Source organism: Streptomyces sp. S6 (genome assembly GCF_054880855.1).
Window position 1 is genome coordinate 1 of sequence record NZ_JBTYMC010000279.1, and the last position, 8,808, is coordinate 8,808.

8 protein-coding genes are annotated in these 8,808 nt (G+C 70.7%); 6 read left to right on the forward strand and 2 right to left on the reverse strand.

Features of this window, described 5'->3' with window-relative positions; all coding sequences use genetic code 11:
- From ACVNF4_RS28090 to ACVNF4_RS28110, 5 genes are all read left to right on the forward strand, one after another.
- Window positions 1–891, forward strand: an 891-nt coding sequence (locus ACVNF4_RS28090) for an SIS domain-containing protein (protein WP_461805680.1), incomplete at its 5' end; no start/stop codon positions are given.
- Between the two features lie 44 nt (window positions 892–935).
- Complete coding sequence (gene manA / locus ACVNF4_RS28095) at window positions 936–2,087, forward strand: mannose-6-phosphate isomerase, class I (protein WP_461805681.1); 1,152 nt, start codon at window positions 936–938, stop codon at window positions 2,085–2,087.
- A 156-nt stretch (window positions 2,088–2,243) separates the two neighbouring features.
- The gene (locus ACVNF4_RS28100; RefSeq protein ID WP_461805682.1) at window positions 2,244–3,224 is read left to right on the forward strand and encodes a cation diffusion facilitator family transporter; all 981 of its coding nucleotides are present in this window, start codon (window positions 2,244–2,246) and stop codon (window positions 3,222–3,224) included.
- A gap of 858 nt (window positions 3,225–4,082) precedes the next feature.
- Window positions 4,083–5,525, forward strand: coding sequence for an adenosylhomocysteinase (gene ahcY / locus ACVNF4_RS28105; RefSeq protein ID WP_461805683.1), 1,443 nt, complete (start codon window positions 4,083–4,085; stop codon window positions 5,523–5,525).
- 144 nt (window positions 5,526–5,669) lie between these two features.
- On the forward strand, window positions 5,670–6,284 hold the full coding sequence (locus ACVNF4_RS28110) for a hypothetical protein (protein ID WP_461805684.1): 615 nt from the start codon (window positions 5,670–5,672) through the stop codon (window positions 6,282–6,284).
- Window positions 6,285–6,305: 21 nt separating this feature from the next.
- Here the strand turns inward: ACVNF4_RS28110 and ACVNF4_RS28115 are convergent, their stop codons facing one another.
- Window positions 6,306–7,199, reverse strand: a complete 894-nt coding sequence (locus ACVNF4_RS28115) for an RDD family protein (RefSeq protein WP_461805685.1) — start codon at window positions 7,197–7,199, stop codon at window positions 6,306–6,308.
- Window positions 7,200–7,300: 101 nt separating this feature from the next.
- Here ACVNF4_RS28115 and ACVNF4_RS28120 point away from each other — a divergent pair, with 101 nt between their 5' ends.
- Window positions 7,301–8,305: a stage II sporulation protein M gene (locus tag ACVNF4_RS28120; RefSeq protein WP_461805686.1), complete on the forward strand. Its 1,005-nt coding sequence runs from the start codon at window positions 7,301–7,303 to the stop codon at window positions 8,303–8,305.
- 306 nt (window positions 8,306–8,611) lie between these two features.
- Here the strand turns inward: ACVNF4_RS28120 and ACVNF4_RS28125 are convergent.
- Window positions 8,612–8,808: hypothetical protein (locus ACVNF4_RS28125; RefSeq protein ID WP_461805687.1), on the reverse strand; the 197-nt coding region annotated here is incomplete at its 5' end.

Below are 8,808 nucleotides of genomic sequence, written 5' to 3' on the forward strand. Positions count from 1 at the left end.
CCCGTCACCCGCCTCGCCCCCACTGGCGTCGCCCCCGCAGCCGGCGCCCTCCGCTGGGACCTCCCCGGCTGGGCCGGCTCGGTGGACCTCCTCCTGATCGCCACCCCGGACGGCACGGAACCGGGCCTGACCCTCCTCGCGGAACAGGCGTACAGACGCGGCTGCACGGTCGTCGCGGTCGCCCCCACCCGCACCCCCCTCGCGGAAGCCACCGGCGCCTCGCACAGCCTGTTCCTCCCCCTGGCGAAGGCCGCGTACGACCACGACGCAGAGCCTCTGACCGCCTCGGCCCCCGGCGTCCTGTGGGCCCTCCTGACCCCCCTCCTCGCCCTCCTGGACCGCATCGGCCTGCTCACCGCCCCACCCGAGGCCCTGGACAAGATCGCCGACCGCCTCGACCACGTCGCCGAACGCTGCGGCCCCGCCGTCGCGACGTACGGCAACCCGGCGAAGACCCTGGCCGGCGAACTCGCGGACGCCCTCCCGGTGATCTGGACGGAAGGCGTCTCCGCAGGCCCGGCGGGACGCCGCTTCGCCGCCGCCCTCGCCGAACTCGCCGGCCGCCCCGCCCTCGTCGCGGAACTCCCCGAAGCCCTCGCCGCCCACAGCGCCCTCCTCGCGGGCCCCCTGGCAGCCGGCGCCGACCCGGACGATTTCTTCCGCGACCGCGTCGACGACCCGCCCGCGCTGCACGCGCGCGTAGTGCTCCTCAGAGACCGCCCCAGCGGCGGCCTCAGCGCCGCTCCCGCAGCCCGTGACCTGGCCCTCGGCCACGACACGCCGATCAGCGAACTCGACCCCGAGGAGGGCACCGAACTGGAGACCCTCGCCGAACTGATCGCCATCACGGATTTCGCCGCCGTTTACCTCGCCCTCGCCTCCGGGGCCTGATCCTGTTCCCGGCCCTGCCTGAACCACACGCAAGAGAGAGCCGAATGGACCGCCTCGACAACACCGTCCGCCCCTACGCCTGGGGTTCCCGCACCGCGATCCCGCACCTCCTCGGCGTCGAACCCACCGGCGAACCCCAGGCGGAGATGTGGCTCGGCGCTCACCCCGGCGCCCCCTCCCGCACCGCGCGCGGGACCCTCGTCGAGGTCATCGACGCGAACCCGACGGCGGAACTCGGCGCCGCGGCCGTCACCAAGTTCGGCCCCCGTCTCCCCTTCCTCCTCAAGGTCCTCGCCGCCGGCGCCCCCCTCTCCCTCCAGGTCCACCCGAACCTCCGGCAGGCGAAGGAGGGTTACGCCGACGAGGAGGCGCGCGGCATCCCCGTCGACGCCCCGCACCGCAACTACAAGGACGCCAACCACAAGCCCGAACTCATCTGCGCGCTCACCGAGTTCGACGGCCTGTGCGGCTTCCGCGCCCCTCTCGAAGCCGCCGCCCTCCTGGACGGCCTGGGCGTCGACTCCCTGAAGCCGTACGTCGACCTCCTGCACGCGCACCCCGAGGACGCCGCCCTGCGCGAGGTCCTGACGGCCGTCCTGTCCGCCGACCGCGCGGAGATCGCCCGGACGGTCGCGGAGGCCACCGCCGCGTGCGAGCGCCTCGGCGGCGCCTACACGCCGTACGCGGAGATCGCCCGCGACTACCCCGGCGACCCCGGAGTCATCGCCGCGATGCTCCTCAACCACGTCCGCCTCCAGCCCGGCGAGGCGCTGTTCCTCGGCGCCGGCATCCCGCACGCGTACCTGAACGGCCTGGGCGTCGAGATCATGGCCAACTCCGACAACGTGCTGCGCTGCGGCCTGACCCCCAAGCACGTCGACGTCCCCGAACTCCTGCGGATCGTCCGCTTCGAGGCGACCGGCCCCGGCGTCCTGCGCCCCGAGGCGTCCCCGGACGGCGAGGAGGTCTACGACACCCCGATCGACGAGTTCCGGCTCTCCCGGTACGTCCTGCCCGAGGGCACGTCCGTCCACGACCTCACCCGCTCCGCCCCGCAGATCCTGCTCTGCACGGCCGGGACGGTCCGCGCGGGCGAGCACGAACTCGCCCCCGGGCAGTCGGTGTTCGTCGCGGCGGGCGAGAAGGCCGAGGTGAGCGGGGTGGGGACGCTGTTCCGGGCGACGGTCGTCGTCTGAGGCGCGGAGGCCTTCGGGCGGCTCTTCAGGTAGTCCGATCATCATGCCGGGGCTGTGGACAACTCCCGCGTCGCGGCCCCGGGATGCTGTAACAATGGCCCACCGGCAAAGGACCGGCAAAGCGCTGGACGGAAGACGAAGGGATCGGGCGAGCACATGAGCGCGTCAGGCGGCACCAAGGCGATCGTGGCGGCACTCGGCGCCAACCTCGCGATCGCGGTATCGAAGTTCGTGGCGTTCGCCTTCAGCGGCTCCTCGTCCATGCTCGCCGAGGGCGTGCACTCCCTCGCCGACTCCGGGAACCAGGCGCTGCTGCTCGTCGGCGGCAAGAAGGCGCAGCGCGAGGCGACCCCGCAGCACCCCTTCGGGTACGGGCGCGAGCGGTACATCTACGCCTTCCTCGTCTCCATCGTGCTCTTCTCCGTCGGCGGCATGTTCGCCGTCTACGAGGGCTACGAGAAGATCAGGCACCCGCACGAACTGGAGCACTGGTACTGGCCGGTGGGCGTCCTCGTCTTCGCGATCATCGCCGAGGGCTTCTCCTTCCGGACGGCCATCAAGGAGTCCAACGAACTGCGCGGCTCGCTCTCCTGGAAGGAGTTCGTCCGCCGCGCCAAGGCTCCTGAGCTGCCCGTCGTCCTCCTGGAGGACTTCGGCGCCCTCGTCGGCCTGATCCTCGCCCTCGGCGGCGTCGGCCTCTCCCTCGCCACCGGCGACGGCGTCTGGGACGGCATCGGCACCCTCTGCATCGGCATCCTCCTCGTCCTCATCGCCCTCGTCCTCGCCGCCGAGACCAAGTCCCTCCTCCTGGGCGAGGCCGCCGGCCTGGACGACGTCAAGAAGATCGAGTCCGCCATCGTCGACGGCGACACCGTCACCCGTGTCATCCACATGCGCACCCTCCACCTCGGCCCCGAGGAACTCCTCGTCGCCGCCAAGATCGCCGTCCAGCACGACGACACCGCCACCGAGGTCGCCGACGCCATCAACGCCGCCGAGTCCCGCATCCGCGAAGCCGTCCCGATCGCCCGCGTGATCTACCTCGAACCGGACATCTACAGCGAGTCGGAGGCCAAGAAGGGCGCCGACACAGAAGCAACTCCAGGCGGCCCTTCAACTTCTGCCGGTGGCCATTGAGCCGGGGAGTCACGCCGCCCTGTACCGGCGGGAAGGCGCCAACCCGGTGAACCTGCCTGAGCGGGCGCCCCGTTGTGCCGTCCGCTCCGCAGGCCCCCGTACACGCACCCCTCACCCCCACTCACCCGCAGCCGCCGTCTCCTTCCTCCGCCCAGCTGCGGGCAGCCGCGCCGCGCCCCACCCACCCGCAGCCGCCGTCTCCTCCTGCCACCCAGCTGCGGGTAGTCGTGCCGCGCCCCACCCGCCCGCAGGCGCGTCTCCTCCTCCGCCCGAGCTGCGGGCAGTCGTGCCTCCCCCAGTGCCCTAAGGGCCTGGGAGGTACCCCCATGGGGCGGCACGGGTGGGCGCAGCGGCACCCCGCAAGCGCGGGTGAGCGACAACCCCACCCACCCCAGCCACCCATCACACCCGCACCCGACCACACCCCAGCCCTCACGGAACCCGCGCTCACCCCCCTCACGGCACAGCGTTTCGTCGTCCGGACCCTCCCCGCGATCTTTTCCAGTGCGGCCCCCCCACCCCGTCCCCACCCACAACACCCCAGGTGAAGCGGTGGGCCCCGGTTCGTCGCCACCCCCGTACGCCCCTCGGGATCGGCTGGATCCGGTCGGAGGCGGGCTGGGCCGCCCCGGGCGGCCGGTGTAGCTTGGGGGACGAGCCAGACGTCGCTGCTGATGGCGGTCGGGCGGTCCGTGCAGGACCGTCCGAGGGAGAGAGGGCCTCCGACGGACTGCGCTGCGCGTACGCGGGCCTGCCCGTGTCCCCTCGGGATGTCCAGATGTCCCGGGGTGCCAGTCGTGCGCCGCCGCGCAGACCAGCCGTGTCCACCTCGCCCCGACTCCGAGGAGCAGCAGTTCCATGACTCAGGACTTCAAGGTCGCCGACCTCTCCCTGGCCGACTTCGGCCGCAAGGAGATCACCCTCGCCGAGCACGAGATGCCGGGCCTGATGGCGATCCGCAAGGAGTACGCCGAGACCCAGCCCCTCGCCGGCGCCCGCGTCACCGGCTCCCTGCACATGACCGTGCAGACCGCCGTCCTCATCGAGACGCTCGTCGCCCTCGGCGCCGAGGTCCGCTGGGCCTCCTGCAACATCTTCTCCACCCAGGACCACGCCGCCGCGGCCATCGCCGTCGGCCCGAACGGCACCGTCGACAACCCCCAGGGCGTCCCGGTCTTCGCCTGGAAGGGCGAGACCCTGGAGGAGTACTGGTGGTGCACCGAGCAGGCCCTGACCTGGGCGAACAGCCCCACCGGCGGCCCGAACATGATCCTCGACGACGGCGGTGACGCCACCCTCCTCGTCCACAAGGGCGTCGAGTACGAGAAGGACGGCAAGGTCCCCTCCGTCGACACCGCCGAGAACGACGAGCACCGCGTCATCCTCGAACTCCTGCACCGCACGATCTCCGACGGCTCCCAGAAGTGGACCCAGCTCGCCTCCGAGATCCGCGGCGTCACCGAGGAGACCACCACCGGCGTCCACCGCCTGTACGAGATGCAGCGCGACGGCGTCCTCCTCTTCCCGGCGATCAACGTCAACGACGCCGTCACCAAGTCGAAGTTCGACAACAAGTACGGCTGCCGCCACTCCCTGATCGACGGCATCAACCGCGCCACCGACGTCCTCATCGGCGGCAAGACCGCCGTCGTCTGCGGCTACGGCGACGTCGGCAAGGGCTGCGCCGAGTCCCTGCGCGGCCAGGGCGCCCGCGTCATCGTCACCGAGATCGACCCCATCTGCGCCCTCCAGGCCGCGATGGACGGCTACCAGGTCACGACCCTCGACGAGGTCGTCGACAAGGCCGACATCTTCATCACCACGACCGGCAACAAGGACATCATCATGGCCGCTGACATGGCCAAGATGAAGCACCAGGCCATCGTCGGGAACATCGGCCACTTCGACAACGAGATCGACATGGCCGGCCTCGCCAAGATCCCCGGCATCGTCAAGGACGAGGTCAAGCCCCAGGTCCACACCTGGAAGTTCGCCGACGGCAAGGTCCTCATCGTCCTCTCCGAGGGCCGCCTGCTGAACCTGGGCAACGCCACCGGCCACCCGTCCTTCGTGATGTCCAACTCCTTCGCGGACCAGACCCTGGCCCAGATCGAGCTGTTCGCCAAGCAGGAGGAGTACCCGGTCGGCGTCTACACGCTGCCCAAGCACCTCGACGAGAAGGTCGCCCGCCTCCACCTCGACGCCCTCGGCGTCAAGCTGACGACCCTCCGCCCCGAGCAGGCGTCGTACATCGGCGTCGAGGTCGAGGGCCCGTACAAGCCGGACCACTACCGCTACTGACCGGCGCCGGGTCCCCGACCCGCACTGAGACCGGCGGTACTTCAGAGGCAGGCCCCCGCACCCCCGTGCCGGGGGCCTGCCCCTTTCTTCCGGCCGGACCGCCCCCCGACGCCCCGACCAGCTCTGCCACGACCCAGGACCCCCATGCCCCGCGGCCGGTACTCGCTCCACGACCCGCACGACCACACTCCCCTCGGCGAGGAGCACTTCCAGTGCGCCCCCGGCCCCTCCGGCTGGCGCTACGTCGCCCAGCGGACCACCCCCGCCGGCGACCACAACGGCTCCGTGGACCTCGCGCTCGACGAACTCGGCCGCCCCATCCGCCTCGAACTCCACGCGGGCGGCTGGCAGATCCGCGCCGCCGCCCTCGACGGCGTCACCTGGGTCCGCACCGACCCCACCGGAGAACACGCCACCGAAGGCAACGCCCCCGCCCACGCCTTCACCGGCACCTCCCCGGCCTTCCTCGTCGCCACCGCCCGCCTGCTACGCCTCACGCCCGCCCCTTCCGCGACCCGGATCCGCCTCGTCACCTTCACCGACCCGGTCCTGGCACCCCGCACGACCGACCAGTCCTGGGCCTTGGTGAACAGCGAAACACACGCCACTGACAACGGCCCCCTGACCGTGGACGAATACCAGGTCACAGCCCTGGACACCGGCGAACAGCACACCGTCCACCTCGCCGGCGACGTCGTCCTGGCAGCCCCCGGCATCGAACTGGAGGACCTCGCCTCCCCGCCGTCGACGTTCGCCTGAGACGGGCGTCGGGGAACAGCGTCAGGCGGGCGGCGCGAACCCGGTCGACGGCCGCTCGGTAGGCGGCTGCGGCGCTTGGTAGGGCTGAACCACCGGCGCCGCGGGAGAAACGGCCCCGGGTGCCCCGTACGTGGAACCAGGCACCACGTACGGCGAAGCACCCGCCCCGCTCTGGAACGCCCGGCGGGCCTCCCGCGCCTGCCGCTCCTGCGCCACCGCCGCCAGATAGGTCCCCGGCGCCACCCCCTCAGGCGCGGGCGCACCCGTGCGCGCCACCAGGTCGTTCGCGAGGCGCTCCGCCATGCCCCAGCCGACCTGCGGGTCCAACTGGTGCGCGCGCGCCAGGTATTGCCGTATCGCCAGCCACAGAGTGTCCGGCACGGCGGACAGATCCAGCTCGGCGAAACGTCCCGCCAGAGCGGGCGGCGGAGGCGCCAGATAGCCCGCCCGCGCGACAGGCACCCGCTCCCGCACCACCAGCGTCCCCGCGAACACGTCCCCCAGCCGCCGCCCGCGCGCGGACACCAGCGAAGCGATCACGGCGACCGTCCCACCCGTCAGCAGAATCTCCACCACCCCGATCGCCCCGCGCACCAGCGCGTGCCGGAACCGGATCGGCCCCCCGTCGTCCCGCACCACCCGCAACCCGAACGCCAGCTTCCCGAGCGACCGCCCATGGCTCAGCGTCTCCACCGCGATCGGCACCCCCACCAGCACCAACAGGAACGAGGCGATCGACAGCGCCGTCTGCGCGGCATCGTCCAAAGAGGCCGTCGCCGCGATCAGCACGACGGACACGACGATGTAGAGCACCACGGCCACGACGAGGTCCAGAAGGACGGCCAGGGCCCTGCTGGGCAGTTTCGCGGGCCGTAGCTCCAACGCCACGGCCTCACCCGTCACCAGCTCGCTCACGCTCGCGCCCCTTCCCTGGTCTGCCCGGTGAACTGCAAGTCTGCCAAGCTGAACGTACTTCGCGCCCCAGTACGACAAGCTGACGAGGAGCACACACACCGATGGACCTCGACGTCTTCGTCTCCGCCCACCGCGCGGAGTGGGACCGTCTCGACGACCTCCTGCGCCGCCGCAGGCTCACCGGAGCCGAAGCCGACGAACTCGTCGCCCTCTACCAGCGCACGGCCACCCACCTCTCCCTGATCCAGTCCAGCGCCCCGGACCCCCAGCTGACCGGTCGGCTCAGCCAACTCGTCGCCCGCGCGCGGAGCACCGTCACAGGCACCCGCCGAGCCTCCTGGAAAGACGTCACCCGCTTCCTCACCCAGGGCTTCCCGGCAGCCGTCTACCGCTCCCGCCACTGGTGGGTCCCGACGGCACTGATCTCGACGGCGGTGTCGGTCCTCCTGGGTTGGTGGATAGGCACCCACCCGGACGTCCGGTCGAGCATCGTCGCCCCCACCCAACTGCGCGAACTCACCCGCCCCGGCGGCGAGTACGAGACGTACTACTCAAGCCACCCGGCGGCCTCCTTCGCCGCCCAGGTGTGGACGAACAACGCCCAGGCCGCCGCGATGTGCCTGGTCCTGGGCGTCTTCCTGGGCCTCCCGGTGCTCTGGATCCTCTTCGCGAACATGCTCAACCTCGGCGTTGGCTTCGGCCTCATGTCTTCCGCGGGCCGCCTCGACACGTTCCTCGGTCTGGTCCTCCCGCACGGCCTCCTCGAACTGACCGCGGTGTTCGTCGCGGCCGGTACGGGACTGCGCCTCGGCTGGACCGTCATCGACCCCGGCCCACGCACCCGCCGCGACGCCCTCGCCGAAGAGGGCCGCGCCGCCGTGGGCATGGCGATCGGTCTGGCCCTGGTCCTCTTCGTCTCCGGCGCCGTCGAAGGCTTCGTCACCCCCTCCGGCCTGCCCACCTGGGCCCGCATCACCATCGGTGTCGCCGCCGAGCTGATCTTCCTCGGGTACGTCTGGACCCTCGGTGGACGCGCGGTCCGAGCCGGCGAGACCGGTGACGTGGAGGCCGCCGAACGCAGCGCTCGTCTCCCTATGGCCGCCTGATGTGCAAACAGGCTTGCCGAGCTGTTAGTCTCCTCTTCGCCGCCGCAAGAACCGTTGACACGGGTCCTGCGCGGCGGTAGATTCGAACGGTTGCCTGGAACTGGATCTGATCCGGTCGGCAGTAAGTTAGTATCTACAACGTCTCCAGGAACTTCGATTCCAAGGTGAGACACCCCCCGATGAATTCGGAAAATGAACGGCCGGTCAGACCGGCCCGGAACTTCTGATAGAGTCGGAAACGCCGAAAGGGAAGCGCCCGAAGCGAAAGCGGAGAGCGAAGAACTGGAAAGCACCGAGGAAATCGGATCAGAAAAAGATCTGATAGAGTCGGAAACGCAAGAACGAAGGGAAGCCCGGAGGAAAGCCCGAGAGGGTGAGTACAAAGGAAGCGTCCGTTCCTTGAGAACTCAACAGCGTGCCAAAAATCAACGCCAGATTAGTTGATACCCCGTCCGCCCGGCTGTGAATGCCGGATGGATGAGGTTCCTTTGAAGAAATTACAG